Source organism: Ralstonia sp. 22111 (genome assembly GCF_052045895.1).
Lineage (GTDB): Bacteria > Pseudomonadota > Gammaproteobacteria > Burkholderiales > Burkholderiaceae > Ralstonia > Ralstonia wenshanensis.
Genome location: NZ_JBQEPR010000008.1, coordinates 216,049 through 232,193 on the forward strand (window position 1 = coordinate 216,049; position 16,145 = coordinate 232,193).

General features: G+C 63.5%; 12 protein-coding genes. 6 read left to right on the forward strand and 6 right to left on the reverse strand.

Going from position 1 to position 16,145, the window contains the following annotated elements; genetic code table 11:
- The 4 genes from ACTJK4_RS20040 to ACTJK4_RS20055 form a co-directional block, all read right to left on the reverse strand.
- Complete coding sequence (locus ACTJK4_RS20040) at positions 1-465, reverse strand: chemotaxis protein CheW (protein WP_232038854.1); 465 nt, start codon at positions 463-465, stop codon at positions 1-3.
- A 48-nt stretch (positions 466-513) separates the two neighbouring features.
- The gene (locus ACTJK4_RS20045; protein WP_440475939.1) at positions 514-2,190 is read right to left on the reverse strand and encodes a methyl-accepting chemotaxis protein; all 1,677 of its coding nucleotides are present in this window, start codon (positions 2,188-2,190) and stop codon (positions 514-516) included.
- 229 nt (positions 2,191-2,419) lie between these two features.
- A complete protein-coding gene (locus tag ACTJK4_RS20050; protein WP_440818768.1) occupies positions 2,420-3,241 on the reverse strand; it encodes an anti-sigma factor family protein in 822 nt (273 codons plus the stop codon).
- On the reverse strand, positions 3,231-3,866 hold the full coding sequence (locus ACTJK4_RS20055; RefSeq protein ID WP_440077715.1) for an RNA polymerase sigma factor: 636 nt from the start codon (positions 3,864-3,866) through the stop codon (positions 3,231-3,233). Before ACTJK4_RS20055 ends, ACTJK4_RS20050 begins: the two co-directional genes overlap by 11 nt.
- A gap of 197 nt (positions 3,867-4,063) precedes the next feature.
- On the opposite strand from ACTJK4_RS20055, the gene ACTJK4_RS20060 reads away from it, so the two are divergent.
- Positions 4,064-5,026: a metallophosphoesterase family protein gene (locus ACTJK4_RS20060; protein WP_440818769.1), complete on the forward strand. Its 963-nt coding sequence runs from the start codon at positions 4,064-4,066 to the stop codon at positions 5,024-5,026.
- A 1-nt stretch (position 5,027) separates the two neighbouring features.
- The gene (locus ACTJK4_RS20065; RefSeq protein WP_322017939.1) at positions 5,028-5,405 is read left to right on the forward strand and encodes a cytochrome c oxidase subunit II; all 378 of its coding nucleotides are present in this window, start codon (positions 5,028-5,030) and stop codon (positions 5,403-5,405) included.
- Positions 5,406-5,475: 70 nt separating this feature from the next.
- Here the strand turns inward: ACTJK4_RS20065 and ACTJK4_RS20070 are convergent, their stop codons facing one another.
- Positions 5,476-5,994 carry an SRPBCC family protein gene (locus ACTJK4_RS20070; protein WP_433868388.1) on the reverse strand — a complete coding sequence of 173 codons (519 nt, stop codon included), beginning with the start codon at positions 5,992-5,994 and terminating at the stop codon, positions 5,476-5,478.
- Entirely contained in the window at positions 5,984-6,328 is a 345-nt protein-coding gene (locus ACTJK4_RS20075) for an ArsR/SmtB family transcription factor (RefSeq protein ID WP_102065625.1), read from the reverse strand. Before ACTJK4_RS20075 ends, ACTJK4_RS20070 begins: the two co-directional genes overlap by 11 nt.
- Before the next feature lie 133 nt (positions 6,329-6,461).
- On the opposite strand from ACTJK4_RS20075, the gene ACTJK4_RS20080 reads away from it, so the two are divergent.
- The 4 genes from ACTJK4_RS20080 to ACTJK4_RS20095 form a co-directional block, all read left to right on the forward strand.
- Positions 6,462-7,043 (forward strand): J domain-containing protein, encoded by a 582-nt coding sequence (locus tag ACTJK4_RS20080; protein WP_433868389.1) that lies wholly within the window; start codon positions 6,462-6,464, stop codon positions 7,041-7,043.
- 171 nt (positions 7,044-7,214) lie between these two features.
- Positions 7,215-8,093, forward strand: coding sequence for a PhzF family phenazine biosynthesis protein (locus ACTJK4_RS20085; RefSeq protein WP_433868390.1), 879 nt, complete (start codon positions 7,215-7,217; stop codon positions 8,091-8,093).
- Positions 8,094-8,883: 790 nt separating this feature from the next.
- The gene (locus tag ACTJK4_RS20090; protein ID WP_440818770.1) at positions 8,884-11,751 is read left to right on the forward strand and encodes a type VI secretion system Vgr family protein; all 2,868 of its coding nucleotides are present in this window, start codon (positions 8,884-8,886) and stop codon (positions 11,749-11,751) included.
- A 37-nt stretch (positions 11,752-11,788) separates the two neighbouring features.
- Positions 11,789-16,145 (forward strand): RHS repeat-associated core domain-containing protein (locus ACTJK4_RS20095; protein ID WP_440818771.1); only part of this gene is annotated, 4,357 nt, incomplete at its 3' end.

Here is a 16,145-nt window from a genome sequence, read left to right on the forward strand (position 1 = left end):
TCAGCCAACGGCTGCCGGAAACAGCAACGCACGCACGTGCGCGTCGAGCATCGCCTCGATATCGACCCGCTGCACCAGGCCGTCGTCCAGGCTTGCCACGGGACCGAGCCAGCGCGCATTGGGCGTGGCGACACCGCTGTCGGCAAAGTGCACTTCGTCGATACGTCGCGTGTGCGTTGCGTGCTCAAGCATCAGGCCCAGCAGCGGCGCCTCGTCGCCACGGATGCCGGATTCATAGCGCACGAGCACCAGCCGCGTGGAGCGCAATGGCCGCGCGGGGCGGCCCAAGGCAAGCTGAGGCACGTCGATCACCGGCACGGGCGCGCCATGCCGTTCGATCACGCCCGCCACCCAATCTGGCGCACCCGGAATCGACTTGGTGGCCGCCAAGGGCAGCACTTCGGCAATCTGCGCCACGTTGAGCGCATAGCGGTCGCCATCGAGCTGGAACAGGAGATAAAGCATGGCGATTCTCGCTACAGCAAAAACACCTCAATGCGGATGCGTTTCGGATCAGGCTTCGATCTTGAAACGCGACACGCCGGTACGAAGCTGGTTGGCCACCAGCGTCAGGTCATCAATCGCCTGCGACGATTGGCGCAGCGACTCCGCCGTCTGCTGCGCGGCTTCGGACAACTGCGACAGCGCCTGCGTAATCTGCTCGGCGCCAGTGGCCTGCGTCTGCATGCCTTCGTTCACCATCTGGAAGCGCGGCGCGAGCGTCTGCACTTCGGTAATGATCTGCGAGAGCTGTGTGCCGACCTGCTGCACATCACGCATGCCGCGCCGCACCTCTTCCGAGAACTTGTCCATACCCATCACGCCGGCCGACACGGCCGACTGGATTTCCTTGACCGTCTGCTCGATGTCGTAGGTGGCAACTGCTGTCTGGTCGGCCAGTCGGCGGATTTCCGTGGCCACCACCGCAAAGCCGCGGCCGTATTCGCCGGCCTTCTCCGCCTCGATGGCCGCGTTCAACGACAGCAGGTTCGTCTGGTCGGCCACCTTGGTGATGGTCGAGACCACCTGGTTGATGTTGGTCGCCTTTTCATTGAGGATCGCCAGCTTGGCGTTGACCGAACCTGCAGCTTCCATCACGCCGCGCATGGTGTCTTCCATGCGCGTGAGGCCGCTCTGGCTGGCGCCGGCCAGCGTGGCGGATTGCTCGGCCACGCTCGATACCTCGTTCATCGTGCGCAGCAGGTCACGCGAGGTGGCAAAGATCTCGCGCGACGTGGCGCCGATCTCGGTGGTGGTGGCGGCAGTCTCGGCGGCTGTGGCCTGCTGCTCCTTGGACGTGGCGGCAATCTCGGCCACGGACGTCGTCACCTGCAGGGAAGATTTCTGGGCCTGCGACACCAGGCTCGCCAGCTCTTCGGCCATGCGGTTGAAGCCTTCTTCCAGTGTGCCGAATTCATCGTTGCGGCGCAGATCGAGCCGGCCAGACAGGTTACCGGTGCGCATGTCATCGTGCGCATCCACCACACGGGCCATCGGCACCGTAATCGCCTTGAACAGCGCATAGCCCAACACCAGCGCGGCGAGCAACACCACGCCAAGCGCCACGGCCAGCGTCACCTCGGTGCTCTGTACGGAGCTGCGAATCTGCTGCGCCGATTGGTCGGCCGCCGCACGGTTGTCCGTCACAAGCTGCTCGGCAACCTTCACGGCCTCTTCCCAGGCAGGAATGGCACGTTGCGCCACAACCTGTGCAGCTGGCCTGGATTTGGCGGCCTGTTGCACAGCGTCGTTGAACATGGCCAGGTATTTGTCGATGGCGGCGCGATACACGCCAAACCGCTGGCGGTCATCCTCGCGGAAGATGGTGGCCTCGTAGGCGGTCGCGTATTGATCCAGCTCCCGCACGCTTTTGGCCGCACGGTCCAGGTCGCGCCGCACGGCATCTGCATCGGTATCGACAAACAATGCACGTTCGAGCATCGCCTGGCTGTTGCGCGTGGCCGCGCGCAGCGATGTCGACAAATACAAACCCGGTACCGAGTCGCGCTCCAGGCTCATCGCCTCTTCGTCAATCGCGCGAAGCCGCGTGTACGACACCGCCGCCATGATGACCATCAAAACGAACAGCGCACCGAAGCTCAAGACGATGCGGTTGCCGAGTGAGAAGCGGCCGCCGCGAAGCATGCCTGACAGGGTTGCGTTGCTGATGCGGGGCGTCGCAGAGACCATGTTTGAAACCTAGAAGAAACCGACAAGAAAGCCGTGGCGAAAAAGACGTGACAGCGGCACGGAGCGCGCCACACAGGACTGTTTGGAATGGTAAAGGAACGTATCGGTCACCGGAACCGAAACCTTTGTGATTCCGCGTCAATACAAGGGGAAGCCCGTGCCGGGACAAGATTGACGCACCGCCCCATTGAGCACAGGCGCGCACATGGGCGGTGTCTGCGCGGTGGTCTCAACCGCCCCGCAGGGCCTGCGCAAACGCTTGCACCACGTCGGCAGAGGCGTCGGTGATGGCCCAGTAGCCCATGCCGGCAGTGCGCCAGATCATCAACTGGTAGCCGCGTTCGGTGCGCAGCGTGGGCTCGGTGTCGCTGCCGGCCTCGGGGCGTACATACAGGTCGACGGGATGCTTCGCGGAGCGGTAGACCAGCACCGCCACCGGACGCCCGTCGATGTAGTCCAACCGGCCGCCGATCAGCGGGAAACCCCGAGCGGCGAGGTCGACGACCGGCGGCGCATAGTCAATACGGCCGTTGAACCACGGCTTGACCGTGTGGCGATCGGACGACAGTACATCGGTCTCCCGCGCCCCCAGGAGCGCCCGCACATGGCTGGCGGTGATGTCGTGCGCTGTGAGCGCCGCCGCATCGGGCCGGCCAACCAGCACGCCCACACCAAGTGCTACCGCTGCGAGCGCGCCTGCGCCCAGTCCCAAGCCGAGCCCGCGAGATGGCGTGACCAACCAGTTGGCCATGCGCTGCCATGGTGATTCCATGCGGCGCGGCGCGCGCGCGCGAGTCGATTCGGCCTGCACGCCAGCCTCCGCTCGCACGGCCTGCAATACACGCTGGCTCAAACCTGCGGGCGCCTTCGTGTACAACGCCGGCGCGCGCAGCCCCTGGCGCAGTGCACGCACCACGCCATCGTGACGCGCGGCGATGTCGGTGCAAGCGGCGCATGTGGCCAGATGCGCCTCGATGCGCAGGCTGTCGGCCGCACCGAGTTCGCCATCGGCGCGGGCAGCCAGCAGCGCGCGGATGTCGTCACAGTTCATGGCGGAACTCCTTGGTGCTGTTTCCCAGGCCGCCCGATGCGCGGATGGGCGTCACATTGGTGCGCAGCGGCGCGTTGTCTTCCGTGAGCAGGCGGGCGAGTTGCTGCCGAGCACGCGCCAGCCGTGACATCACCGTGCCGATGGGCGCGTCGACCACGGCGGCAATGTCGCGGTACGGCAGGTCCTCCAGTTCGCGCAGCACGAGCACCTCGCGATACGGCACCGGCAACTGCGCCAGCGCGGCATGCACGCGGCGCACGTCGTCGATGCGGGCAAGCAGCGCGGCCGGGTCGACGCCGTAGCTGGTGCTGTCGTCGTTGCTCTGGCAGGCGGCCGCGTCGTCATCCCACGGCTGGGCCGGGGCCTGTTTGCGGCGGGCACATTCCGAGAACCACGTGTTGCGCACGATGGCCAGCAGCCACGGGCGGCCATCGCCGCCGCGAAACCCGCCAAACAGCCGGAATGCGCGCAGGCAGGCTTCCTGGACGATGTCGTCGGCGTCTTGCGCGTCGCCCGAGAGCCAGCGCGCCAGGTTGTAGGCGGCATCGACATGCGGCAACACCGCCTGCGCAAAGCGCTGGGCGTCGGTGGGCAGATCGAGCGTGGGGTCTGGCAGGTCGGGCATGGCGGCCTGGGGGACGTTGACCTTCGTATACCGAGGTGCAATCCAGTTTATTCCCGCACCGAAGAAATTTTGTGAAAAGGCCAATCTTGTGGAATACGTGGGCACCCCTGCCGGTATGACAGACAGGACCGGCGCTTCCGTCATTGCCCTCGCGCTGGACTGCTACCCAACTCAGTCATCTATTGCAGGGGACACCCATGAGCAAGCAACCCGGACGACGCCAGTTCATGCAACTGGCCGCGGTCGGCGGTCTGGTGTACGCATCGGGCCTGCCCGGCTGGCAGGCGATGGCGGCCACCACGCGCGCCGCCGGCACCAAGCAGGACGATTTCTATTTCGTGCAGTTATCCGACACCCACTGGGGCTTCAAGGGCGCGCCCAATCCGGATTCGCAAGGCACGCTGCCCAAGGCGATTGCGGCGGTGAATGCGCTGTCGCCGGCGCCAGATTTCGTCATCTTCACGGGCGACCTCAGCCACATCAGCGACGACCCCGCCGAGCGCCGCAAACGCCTGGCCGAGTTTCGCGACATTGCCGCGCAGATCAAGGTGCCGGTGGTGCACTACATGCCGGGCGAGCACGATGCCTCGCTCGACAACGGCGAGGCCTATATCGAACTCTTCGGCCGCACGCACTATTCGTTCGATCACAAGGGCGTGCACTTCATCGCCATCGACAACGTGTCGGACCCGTCCGCGCGCGTGGGCGAGGCACAGCTCGCGTGGCTGGCGGCCGATGTGCATTCCGTGCCTGAGCACACACCCATCGTCGTGTTCACGCACCGGCCGCTGTTCGATCTGTACCCGCAATGGGACTGGGCCACACGCGACGGCCAGCAGGTCATCGACTTGCTGATGCCGCACCCCAACGTGACGGTGTTCTACGGCCACATCCACCAGGAGCATCACCACATGACTGGGCACATTGCGCACCACTCGGCGCGCTCGCTGATGTTCCCGCTGCCTGCACCGCCCGCCCCGGGCTCGCAGGCCAAACGGAACCCGATCCCGTGGGATGCCGCCGCGCCGTATCGCGGCCTCGGCTGGCGCAGCATCACCGAGCACGGCAAGCAGGACGCCGCCACCTGGGCGCTCGCCGAACAGCCAATCCAGGCGAACAGCAAAGCCAACACCATCACCAAGACGCCGGAGACCACCTGACATGCGCCCTCTCATTGCACACAACCCCAAGCGCCGGCTGGCGCTGCGCCAGTTCACCGTGCTCGCAGCGGGTGCGGCGCTCGCCTGTGTTGCGCACGGCGAGGGCCCGACGGTCATCCGCGTACACGCGCGCAAGTTCACGTTCACGCCAGACAAGATCACGCTCAAGCGCGGTGTGCCGGTGGTCTTCGAACTGACCGGGCAGGACATCCTGATGGGTTTTTCGATTCCGGATTTCAACGTACGGGCCGACGTGGTGCCGGGTCAAACCGTGCGGCTGGCGCTCACGCCCGACAAGACCGGCACGTTTGATTTCCTGTGCGACATCTTCTGCGGCTCGGGCCACGAGACGATGAATGGAACGTTGACCGTCACCTGAAGCGCATCACGCGACACTCAACGCAAAACGCCCCGAACAGGTCGGGGCGTTTTCATCTGCGAGCGCTGTTTCAGGCCAGCGCGCCTGGCGCCGCCAGGGTCAGCAACAGTTCGTCGAGGCGCTCCAGGGTGGAGGTCATGCCCTCCTTCATACCCATGTCGATGACCTTCTGCACATCCTCCGGCGAGTTGTACAGCACCACAGTGGTCACAAGGGTGCGTGCGTTCGCATCGGTAAAGGTGACATCCCAGCGTGCGCGGGGCAGATCCGGATTCACCGCGCCGGTTTCATCAGAAAAGGCGTCAAGAACCGCATAGCCGTCGATCGGGTTGATCTTCTGATAGTCCTGACGGCTCCAGAACGACTGTCCATCAGGGGTGATCATGGCGTAGTGCCAGTAGCCGCCCTCCTTGAATTCCATATGCTTGGTCTTGGTGGTCAGCGGCTTGGGCGCAAACCACTGATCGAGCAGTTCGCGCTTCGTATGGCAATCCCACACAAGCTGGCGCTTCGCCGCGAACTCTCGCCTCACCGTGAGGCTGCTCTTTTGCATGTCGACCACGAAATCAAACCGAAGATCAGCCTTCATTGCCTTCTCCTTGGAGTTTCTCTAAGAGGTTGTCCAGATTGCCGTACCTGCTTGCCCAGATCGCGTGCTGTTGCTCAAACCAGCGCTCGGCGGCAGCCAGCTTCTTGCGCTCGAGCATGCACGTCCGGATTCGTCCGCTCTTTTCCGAGCGGACCAGCCCGACGCCTTCCAGCACCCGCATGTGCTTCATGAACGACGGCAGCGCCATGTCGAATGGCCCCGCCAGTTCACTGACCGTCGCGGGCCCTTCGCCGAGCCGTTGAATAACCGCCCTGCGCGTTGGGTCCGAAAGCGCGTGAAATACCGCGTCTAGCGCAATTCCATTGTTATCCATTTGGCTAACTATATACGTGAGAATGCTTTGATGCAACAGGGCTCGAGAGCGCGTTGTGACGTGGGTGGCCCGTCAGCATGAACACACTCCCATGCTAGGATGACCTTCCCCCCCGGCAGCCGCCACACCGCACATGACCACCATCTACGCGACCCTCGGCGTGCAGCCGAACGCGACCCTGGACGAAATCAAGCGCGCTTACCGCCGCGCCGCAATGAAGTGGCACCCAGACCGCAACCCCGGCCGCGAAGCCGAGGCCTATGCGGCGTTCCAGGAAATTCGCGAAGCCTACGCGATCCTCTCCGATGCTGAACAGCGCCGGGTCTACGACGAGGTATTCGCGCAGGAAATGCAGCGCTGGCAAGCCGAGCAAGAGGCACAGGAAGCACAGGAGCGGGAAGCGCAACGCGAGCGCGAACGCCTTGCGCAGGCGCATTACGAAAAGATGGTCGCCATCGCCATGCGCTTTGCCGACGCAGGCCACAATCGCGACGTCCTTTTCGGCGTGCTGCTTGGCCGGGACTGCGATGCAGAACTTGCCGCGCGCATTGCCGACAGCGTGTGGGCTTTGCAGGAAGCACGACGCGACACCGCGGCCACCACAGACACGCCCGACAGCGAAGCGACGCCCCAACCCGATGAGGCGACTTCGCCCCAGCGGCACGCGACCGCGTTCGAGTCGTTCTGGCAAGGGTTGTTTGGTCTGCGGCAATAGTTGCAGATGCCAGACGCCGCGTAGAGAAAGCAATCGAATGCGCGGGCACCGCTCACTTGCAAATGGTGGCGGCGATCAAGCATGTCGGGCACTCGACGGCCCCGGCCATATCGTTGAGAATCCGGGCGATATTTCGGCTGCTATTGCGTGCCGTTGGCATGTGGAGAATCAATGCGAATCGATGTACAGATCGTCAGGTCGTTGACTGACGGAGAGAGCGGGGGAAACCCCGCGGGGGTTGTGATTGACGCTGATGCGCTCGACGTTGACCAGAAGCGGGAAGTTGCCAGGCAAGTCGGGTTATCAGAAACAGCCTTCGTGTCGAAGTCGGGCATAGCGACGATCAAACTCGAGTTCTTCACGCCAACGCGCCAGATTGCTCACTGCGGACACGCGACGATTGCGACCTTCTCGCTGCTGAGGAAGCTCGGTAGGGTCGCCGATGGAAGTCTGTCAAAAGAGACGATCGATGGCTGCAGGACCGTTCTCGTTGACGGTGACGTTATCTTGATGCAACAGCAGCCTCCCGGGTATCACCCAATCAAGCAGGAATCCGATCTCGCTGCGCGAATTGCAAGATCGATTGGGATGAAGCTGGAGGACATCTATGGCATGGCAGAACCGACCGTGGTCAACACGGGCAACAGCTTTCTTATCGTTGGGTTGCCCGACGAATACTCCGTCGCTGCAATCCGTCCGGATCAGCGGGCGATCGAAGCGATTAGCGAGGAACTCGACCTGATCGGCTATTACCTCTTTTCGACATCAACGCGGACTGCTGATCGTCAAGCAGGAGCGCGCATGTTCGCACCAAGATTCGGGATTCATGAAGAGTCGGCAACCGGCACAGCAGCAGGCCCTTTGGCTTGCTTTCTATACGAGAAAATGGGCGTCAAGCACCGGGTGATGACAATAGAACAAGGACAACTGATGCTGCCGCCATCTCCGAGTGCGATCAAAGTGATTCTCGATATTCAGGAAGGCACGATCGCTGGATTGATGGCCGGAGGGACCGCGACATTGGAGCAGTCTGTGAGGGTAGATGTCTGACTGACGGGGTCGGTGACGGACTGCCCGACATACGCCAATTCTGATTTATAGTTTCGCCCCTGCTCAGACGAAGCAGCCATCGGTACACTCTGCGCCATCGTTTTCCGTGCCATAGAGAAAGCGACCGAGGCTTGGAACCCTCGGACATAACGGGCAAGCGCCGAGCATAGGTGCTTGTCCTCAACCGCTATGGCTTGGCTTCGTCTCCCTCATTGGGCGAGCCAGGCTTGTACGGCTTCGGCCGTGCCGATCGTTATGTCTCGGTGTTCCAAACCTGCCTGTGCTCGCCCACCCCTCCCAAGGGTTGGGCGCGGTTCCGTTCATCACATGAAGAGGAATGCCGTGACCCGCTCGATCTCCCACGCCGCCAGCTCACACGCGGTGTTCAACCGCAACGCTGCCGGCAACGCATGCGCAACAAGCGCGGCCCATACGCCGGAACACCTCCAGCAACAACGCTGACTTCATGGGCGACCCAGGCGCATGAGGTCTGCTGGTGCCGATGTTGCAGCATCGGTGCCGGGGCTTGCCTGGGCTCGCCCACCCTTTGCCCGCTGTGAAGCACGTCACGCATCCACGACTTCGGTCGTAATGCAGGCAACGTCGATACTCGCCGCGGATTGAACGTTCGACCGCAAGGAGGCCGTCGACTCGCCATCAACATGTGAATTCTTGTTGGGTTGATAGAAGTCGGAGACCGCGCAAGCTAGCCTTGCCAGTTCTCCCGCGTTGGCTGCCGGTTGGCTCATTGCCAAGCGCGGATTCCATGACTTCTGTTGGAACGCCGCCCATGGGCAACCGTCTTGCTTTGCTGAATACGCGCACAGTGTCCGTCACGGGCCACGGCCTGCCAGAAATTCTGGGCAAACCGGCGCTGGTGTTCTCCAAGCTCTCCGGCACCGAGCGGCTGTGCGAACTGTTCGAGTACGAAGTCGAACTCAAGACCCCCGACGAACGCAACGTCCTCTACGGCCCTGGCGCCAACCTCGACACCAACGCCCTGCGCGGCCAGGAACTCACTGTCACCATCGCGTTGGACGGCACTGGCGCCGGCACCCGTCAAATCAGCGGGCTCGTCACCGACATCGTCGGTCCCATCCCGGTCCATGGTGGCCGCCAACTCAAATATCGTCTCACGCTGCGCCCCTGGCTTTGGCTTGCCACGCTCAACCGCGACACACGCATCTTTCAGCAGCAGACCGTGGTGGAGATTCTGGATGCGCTGCTGGGTGGCTACATCTTCCCCGTCGAACGCCGGCTCGACATCGCCCGCTACCCCAGGCGCGACTACCAGGTCCAATACAACGAAAGCGACTTCGAGTTCTTCCAGCGCCTGACGCAGGAATGGGGCATCGCCTGGCACATCGAGCACTCGGGCGGCAAACATCGTTTGGTGCTCACCGACGGCAACGGCGCGTTTGGTCCATTCGCCAGCCCCGCCTACCAGACCATCCGCTGGCAGCCGTCTTCCGACCGCATCGACGAAGAACACCTGCACACCTTCGAGCTGCACGACAAAGTCGTCTCGGGCCAATGGGCGGCCACCGACTACGACTTCGTCAAGCCGAGCGCCGACCTCACCGTCCGCGCCGCCGATCCGCTCGATACGGCCCACGCCAATGCCGAAGTGCGCGAATGGCCCGGTGACCACAGCCAGCCTACTACCGGAAACGACCCTTGGAAGGAAGGCGACCAGATCGCCCGCATGCGCATGGAGGCCCTGCGCCAGCACGGCCGCCGAGCCCGGGGTGCCGGTAACGTGCGTGCGATGGTCCCAGGCTGCACCTTCACCCTCACGCACTTCGTCCAGAGCGAGGCCAACCGCGAATACCTCATCGTTGGCGCCCAGCTTCTGATTGAGGACGTACCCGAATCTTCTGGCGGCAATCCAGCGTGGCGCTGCGAAGTGAGCTTCACCGCCCAGCCCAGCAACGAGCTCTTCCGCCCCGAGCGCACCCAGCCCAAGCCGAGGACAACCGGGCCCCAAACGGCCACCGTCGTAGGTCCGGAGAACCAGGAGGTCTGGAGCGACGAATACGGCCGCGTCAAGGTGCAGTTCCACTGGGACCGCATCGGTCAACGCAATGCAAACAGTTCCTGCTGGGTGCGAGCGTCGTCTCCCTGGCAGGGTGAGCGCTTCGGCGCCATCCAGATTCCACGCATTGGGCAAGAAGTCATTGTCGACTTCCTCAATGGCGATCCGGATTGCCCGATTATTACCGGGCGCGTCCCTAATCGGGAGAACATGCCCCAGTGGCCTATGCCAGGGCACCATGCGCTCTCTGGTTTCGTCAGCAAGGAATTGCACGGGGGTAGGACCAACACCTTTGTCCAGGACGACACCCAAGGCCAAATCCAGACGCAACTACAAAGCGATCACCAGAACTCAAGCCTGAGCCTGGGGTTCATCACTCGCATCCTGCGCGGCCAGGGCCGCAAGGACAAACGCGGTGAAGGCTTCGAGTTGCGCACCGACGCCCAGGGCGTCGTGCGGGCCAATGGCCTGCTGCTCACCACCGAAGCGCGGCTCAAGGCCCAAGGCCACCACAAGGACTTGGCGGAAACCGTCCAACGCCTCACCGTTGCGCGCGACCAGCAAGAGACCTTTGCCGAACTCGCGCAAGAACATGAGGCACAAGACCCGACGGACCAAGCCGAGGTCGCCCGCGCCATCAAGGCGCAGAACGACGACATCCGGGGCAGCGGTGCAGCCAACGCCGGGAGCGGCAGCTTCCCCGAACTCAGCGCACCGCACCTCGTCCTGGCCAGCCCCGCCGGCATCGAAGCCACCACGGCGCAATCGATGCACCTGGCCACCGGCGAGCACCTTGCGCTATCAAGTACTGGCCACACCAGTCTCGCCGTCGGCCACAAGCTCATCGCCAGCGTCAGCCGGGGCGTGCGCATCTTCATTCAAAGCCTGGGCTACCGGCTCATCGCCTTCAGCGGCGACATCGACCTGCGGGCGCTACAGAACAGCATCAACCTGCTCGCCAAGCTTGACATCAAGGCTACCGCCAACCGCATCACCATCAGCGCCAAGCAAGAGCTCGTCATCAGCGGGGGCGGCAGCGGGACCACGTATAGCGCTGGGGGCATCACGCACAAAACGCCAGCCGCCTACACCGTTCACGCTGGTGGCTACACCGTCACCACCGGTGCCCGGCAGACCGCGCAGTTTCCGGGTGAACCGAAGCCCGGCAAGGGCAATCTGGAACTGTTCCACGAGTACGCCGCCCAGCACGGCGTGCAAGGCGACTTCACCGTTGAAGACGCATTGGGCAAGGTCGTCAAAGGCACCTTGAACTCCAAGGGGTTCGCGTCGGTCAGCGGCGTATCTCCGGGTCCGGCCAAAGTGACATTCAGTGCGGACAAGGCCGACACCTGGGCCGTCTCCAGTCACATTGCGACCCAGACCATCCCCACGCAAACCGGTGCCAGTGCCGAAGCGAGCGCCAAGCTCCTGGCTGACACGCAATCGGCCATTGGCCAAGCCAAGCAATTCGCACAACTAGTCCAGCAGGCCACACAGGCCGTGCGCACCGCGCCAGCGGTGCTGGCCAACGCGAGCACGGGCCAGCTAGGCTCACTCGCCTTGCCGGCGTCAAGCGCACCGTCCTCCACACCCGCCGGCCTGCGCACCGCGCGCATCGGCTGATGTCCACGCGCCTTCAGACCCCGCATTCACGCCCTACATGACCGCATCTCAATATTCCCCGGTCGCCGTCGCGCCGCTGAACACCATCACCGTGCAAGACCTCGCAGTCAGCGCACATGGCTTCGATGCATGGCTGCAAGAACAAACCGGCAGCAAAGTCACATTGGAGCGCATCAAGAACGTCGCGGGCGGCTTGCCCGTGGTGGGCAACATCATTGCCCTGACCGACGTGCTGGACGACATCGTCACCATGATGCGCTCGCCCAAAGCCCCCGACGTCCTGATGTGGGCGAGCCTCGGCATCAACCTGATTGGCGTTCTCCCACTGCCGACCGGCACCGCCGCCGCGCGCATGAGCCTGCGCCCCATGCTCGCCCTCGTGCGCGAGGAGATGATTCGTCAGGCCGAGCAACGGCTCAAGGCCAACCTGGGGGACGCTGTCGTCGCCCTCCTGGCCACGCACCTGAACGCCACCATCGTTGGCGACATCGAGAACTTCGTCACACAGAGCCAGGCGAAGCTCACCGAACTGCTCACCGATGCCGGTGTGCAAGGCGAGAAGATGCTCCTGGAGCTGGCCAACGGTCTGGAGCGAGCCGTCTCGGGCAAGCTCGACAGCAGCGTGAACGTGCGCAGCGCCCAGCAGCACATGGCTGTGGCCGGCAAGACCCTGCTGCACGACCCCAAGACCGCCATCGTCAACTTCCTCCAAGGCGAATACCAGGTCTACAAGGCCGCCGGCAAGGAAGTGCTCAACACCGTCAGCAAGGTTGCCGTCAAGGAAGACACCCGTGCCAGCTTCGCCGCCGCCCTCGCAAAGCTGCGCGCCTACGCCCCCCAAGTGCGCCAAGCCATGCAAACGCTGGCCGCCCCTAAGACCCAGCAAGGCCTTATGGCCATGCTTGCGCTCCTGGCCACCGCTATCACCGCCTGGAAAAAAGCCCGCGCGCACCAGGCCACCAACGTTCCCGCCAATAAGACGGGCCAAGCCAAGAAGACCCAACCCGGCCAGCCGTTGGAGAGCCACAACAAGGAAAGCAAGGCAAAAAGCAGCCCTGGCTGCAAGAACTGCCCCGCGCCAGCAGGCAGTTCCCGTAGCATCAGCTTTGCTACCGGTGACGAAACGCTCAGCCACACCGACTTCATCCTGCCCGGCCTGTTTCACATCGAATGGACGCGCACCTACCGCTCCAGCCTCGTGGCCTACGATGACGGGCCACTGGGCGCGCGCTGGATGACCGACTACACCACGCGCTTCGACGTGGCGCACGAGGGCAGCCGGATCAGCCTGCGCTACCACGCCGCCGACGGCCGCAGCCACACCTACCCGCAGCCCGACATCGGCCAATCACACCGCGACGCAATTGAGGATGTTCTGCTCACCCGGCGCACCGACACCGAACTCGTACTGAGTTATGGGCGCGAGCGCTCCGAGATTTACCGCCGCCACGGCGACACCTTCCGCCTAGCCGGCATCCGGCTGCGCAGCGGCGCCACCCTGATGCTGTATTACGAGCACCGCGTGGGCGACAAGACCGTGCTCTCGGACCTGGTCACACTCCAAGGCGAAACCGTCCACCTGCACATCGCCACGCGCGTTGACGAAGCGGGCCGTATCACCGAGCTCTGGCAGTTGAAGGATAGCCAACTGGTCCGCCAGCTCTCGCGCTACACCTACGACGAAGCGGGTGATCTGGTCATGGCGCAGGACGAGAACGCTGCGCACTGGGACTACACCTATCAGCACCACCTCGTCACCCGCTACACCGACCGCACTGGCCGGGGCATGAACCTGCAGTGGAACGGCGAAGGCCGACACGCCAAAGCCATCCGCGAATGGGCCGACGACGGCAGCTTCGACACCCGCCTGGAATGGGACGAGAACATCCGCCTCACCTACGTCACCGACGCGCTCGGCCACGAGACCCGGCACTACTACGACATCCTCGGCTACACCTACCGCATCAAACACCCGGATGGCCGCTCAGAATGGCTCTTCCGTGACGACGCCAAGAACGTCATTCAGCATATCCACACAGACGGCAGCATCGACCGCTTCACCTACGACGAACGCGGCAACCTCGTCGAACACCTCCGCGCCGACGACAGCGCCATCCATTACGCCTACGACGACCACGACCAGCTCATCAAGATCCGCGATGCCGAAGGCGGCCTGTGGCAGCGCGACTACGACACGAAAGGCAACCTTACCGAAGAAGTTGACCCCCTCGGCAACAAGACCGAATACGCCTACAACAAAGCCGGCCTGCTCACCGAAATCACCGACGCCAAGGGTGGGAAGAAGCAGCTCGGCTACAACGCAGCCAGCCAACTCACCAGCTACACCGACTGCTCCGGCAAGACCACCACCTGGCAATACGACCCGCGTGGCCGCCTGGAGAAAGTCACCAACGCCGCAGGCGGCGTCACCCGCTACGAATACGAAGCCGGGCAACTCGCCAAGGTCATCCACCCCGATGAGACCGCCGAGCGTTTCGAGCGCGATGCCGAAGGCCGCCTGCTCGCTCACACCGACGCACTGCACCGTCGCACGACGTGGGACTACAGCGAAGCCGGCCTGATTGCACGCCGTACCGATGCCGCCCACGGCGTGCTCGAATACCAGTGGAACAAGCTCGGCCGCTTAACGGGCCTCACCAACGAGAACGCCCGCCAGATTCGCTTCCAATACGACCCCGTCGGCAGGCTGCTCAAACAAACCGGCTTCGACGGCAACGCGACTCAGTACTACTACGACGCTGCCAGTGGTGTCCTCAAAACCACCGTCGACGCCGAAACCCTCGCCACCGGCTACACGTTCGACGCTCTGGGAAGACTGACCCAGCGCGGCGCTGGCATCCTCGACCCCAAGACCAACAAATACGAAACCAAGCAAACAGAAACCTTCGCCTACGACGGCAACGGCCGCCTCGTCCTTGCTGAGAACGCCCACAGCCGCTTGCAATGGTTCCATGACGCCGCAGGCAACGTCATCCGAGAACACCAGCATTACAGCGGACTGGACAGCCCGCGCGTGGCGGTCTGGCGCCATGCATACGATGAACTCAACCAGCGCGTCTCCACCATCCGCCCCGATGGCCACCGCATCGACCTGCTCACCTATGGCAGCGGCCACGTGCACGGCATCCAGCTCGACGGTCAGGAACTGGCCAGCTTCGAGCGCGACGACCTGCACCGCGAAACCCAACGCACCCAGGGCAACCGCCTCACCCAGACGCAGAAGTACGACACCGCTGGAAGACTGCTGGAGCAAACGCTCTCGCATCTGGACCGCACCACTGCCTACGTCAACCGCCGCCAATACCGCTACGACGCGGTGGGGCAACTCACCGGCATCAACGACACGCGTCGCGGCAACCTCACCTACCGCTATGACCCAGTCGGCAAGCTGCTCGAAGCCCACAGCGCGCTCGGGCAAGAGACGTTCGACTTCGACCCCGCGGGCAACCTGCTCGACGACCCCACGCTGCGTACCTTCGCGGCAGACCCCGCAACGGGAAGACCCGAAACCAGCAGCCGCCTGCAGGGCCGAGCCGCCCTGGTCGACAACCTGCTCAAGCAATACGCCGGCACGCACTACGAGTGGAGCGCACGCGGCAACCTCCTCAAGCGCACCGTCAACGGCCAGACCGCCCAATTCAGTTGGGATCTCTTCAACCGCCTGACCCGCTACAGCGACGACCGCCTCAGCGTGAGATACCAATACGATGCCCTCGGCCGGCGCATCACCAAACACGCACAGGCGGTCTACTTCGAGCCCCTCGGCGCTGGCAGCGTCTACATCCACAACGAACGCGCACGGGTGAACAAGGAACTGGGGTGTGGTCTCACGCTCTACGGCTGGGACGGCGACACCCTCGCCTGGGAAGCCCGGCGCGACGCCGACATCATGCGCCAGGGCGCCTACCACCCGTCACCCGGCAGCACCCGCACCACGCACTATCTGTACGAACCCAACAGCTTCGTCCCCATCGCCCAGGGCGTCACGCACGGGACGCTGCCCCTGCACAAGCAGCCTGCCTATGCCGAGGCTGACTACGACATCGATGAGGATCCGCTGTGGCAGTACGAGATTCAGCCCACACCGTTTGATAGTTTGGCGTGGTACCAGTGCGACCACCTGGGCACGCCGCAGGAGCTTACTGACCAAACCGGTGAGATTGCGTGGAGTGCAAATTACAAGGCGTGGGGAGCGGCGCAAGAAGTCATTAGCGATGCAGCCAGGAAGGCGGGCATCCAGAACCCGATTCGGTTCCAGGGGCAGTACTTTGATCATGAGACGGGGCTGCATTACAACCGGCATCGGTACTATGACCCGAGCAGTGGGCGGTTCATATCGAAGGATCCGATTGGGTTGGCAGGTGGGATTAACG